The following is a 2261-nucleotide window of genomic DNA, read 5'->3' as shown; positions in this document are numbered from 1 at the left end:
CGCCAAATCGGCGACATCCTCCCCCGGCAACGCCACCGCACCCCGGGTCGACACCACCAGCGTCGCCGTCCCGTTGCGGGCCAACCACGTTTGCAGCACGTCCAGCACGGCACGCGTGGTCGCGTACACGTCCGCGACAACGTCACCGGTGACCGGCGGAGATTCGAACAGATACGCCGTGGGCTCGACCTCAGTAGCATCGAAGACCGTTGTGCCCCAAGTGAATACCGAAACCGGCTGCACCTTCTCCGAGGGCTGCGCGGACCAGACGACCTCAAAGATCCGATCCGGGCCCGAGTTCGAGGCCGCGGCCAGCAGCTGCTGATCGCTGACCGGCCGCGCCACCATCGACGACACCGAGAGCACCGGCAACCCCAACCCGTCGGCAAGCTCGATCGACATCGAGGACGGGCCCGACGGCGCAATGCGCGCCCGTAGCGCCTCCGCGCCCGCGGCGTACAACGACACGCGCTGCCAGGAGAACGGCACCAGCACCGAGCCCTCGGCCAACTCGCCCTCTTTCGACGCCAGTATCACCGCGTGCAGCGCCGCATCCAGCAGTACCGGATGGACCCCGAATCCGGCCACGGACAGCCCGGCGTCAACGGGCAACGCCACCTCCGCGAACACTTCGTCGCCGCGGCGCCACATCGAGGTCAGGCCCCGGAACGCGGGCCCGTACCCGTAACCGCGTTCGGCCAGCCGCTCATACCCGTCGCCGATGTCCACCGGTACGGCCCCCGCCGGCGGCCACGCCGACAGGTCCGCGCCGGGCTCGGCCGACCCCGTACCCAGCACACCCTCGGCATGCAGGAGCCAGGCGGAGCTCGTTTCGGCGCGCGAGAACACCGAGACCGCGCGAGCGCCCGACTCGTCGGGACCACCGACCACGACCTGCACCGCGACCGAGGATGCGGGCGGTAAAACCAGCGGCGCAGAAAGATTCAACTCCTCGACGACCCCGCAGCCCACCTCGTCGCCCGCGCGGATCGCCAACTCCACGAATCCGGCACCGGGAAAAAGCACCGTGCCACCCACGGCGTGATCGGACAGCCAGGCCTGCGTGCCGGGTGACAACCGGCCCGTCAGCACCACCCCGCCCGATGCCGGCAACTCGACCACCGCGCGCAGCAGCGGGTGCTCGCTGACGCCCAGCCCCAGACCGGCGGCGTCGGCGGCCCCACCGCCACCGGAGAGCCAGAACCGGCGCCGCTCAAAGGCATACGTGGGCAGCTCGACGAGGTTGGCCATTCCGATCGCGCCACGCCAGTCCACGTCCATGCCGGTGACGAACCCGTGCGCGACGGCGTTGACCAGCGTCACGGGCTCGGGGCGATCCTTGCGGAGCACCGACGCCGTCAACACGGGCGCGTCGGACAGCGATTCCTCGATGGCCGCCGTCAGGCCGCCGCCGGGCCCGACTTCCAGGAAGCGGGTGGCCCCGGCGGAGTGCGCGAAGCGGATGCTGTCGGCGAACCGGACCGCTTCGCGGATGTGGCGCTTCCAGTACGACGGCGAGGCGAAATCCTCTCCGGCCAATTGCCCGGTCACGTTGGAAATGATCGCGATGGTGGGCACCGCGGTGGCCAACCCGGCGGCGACCGCGGCGAATTCGTCGACCACCGGCTCCATCAACGGCGAGTGGAAGGCGTGCGAGACGGCCAGCCGGTGCACCCGGCGGCCTTCCCCGCGGAATCGCTCGGCCACCGCGACCACATCGTCTTCGGCACCCGAAATCACCACGGAGGCAGGACCGTTGACCGCGGCCAGGCCGACCTGGCCGTCCAGCAGCGGCCGCACCTCCTCCTCGCTCGCCTGCACGGCGAACATCGCCCCGCCCACCGGCAGGGCCTGCATGAAGCGGCCCCGCGCGGCCACGAGCACCGCGGCGTTCTGCAGCGACAGGACACCGGCGACATGCGCGGCCGACAGTTCGCCGACCGAGTGGCCCATGACGAAGTCGGGCCGCACGCCCCAGGATTCGAGGAGCCTGAACAACGCCACCTCGACCGCGAACAGCGCCGGCTGGGCGAATTCGGTGGTGCTCAGCAGGTTCTCGTCGTGACCCCACATCACCTCGCGCAGGGGGCGCAGCAGGTGGCGGTCGAGTTCGGCCACGACGGCGTCGAGGGCCTCGGCGAACACCGGGTATTCGGCGTGCAGGCCCATGCCCATGCCCAGCAGTTGGGAGCCCTGGCCGGGGAACACGAAGACGGTCTTGCCCGCCGGGGCGGCGCTGCCCCGGATCACCGAACCGGCCA

1 protein-coding gene is annotated in these 2261 nt (G+C 70.8%); it reads right to left on the bottom strand.

The window, feature by feature from the left end; all coding sequences use genetic code 11:
- On the bottom strand, positions 1-2261 hold a 2261-nt coding region (locus FPZ47_RS27240; protein ID WP_145039756.1), incomplete at both ends, for an acyltransferase domain-containing protein.

Source organism: Mycobacterium helveticum, from assembly GCF_007714205.1.
GTDB classification, from domain to species: Bacteria; Actinomycetota; Actinomycetes; order Mycobacteriales; family Mycobacteriaceae; genus Mycobacterium; species Mycobacterium helveticum.
The sequence above is the reverse complement of the archived record's forward strand: the minus strand, read 5'-3'. Positions and strand labels throughout refer to the sequence as shown.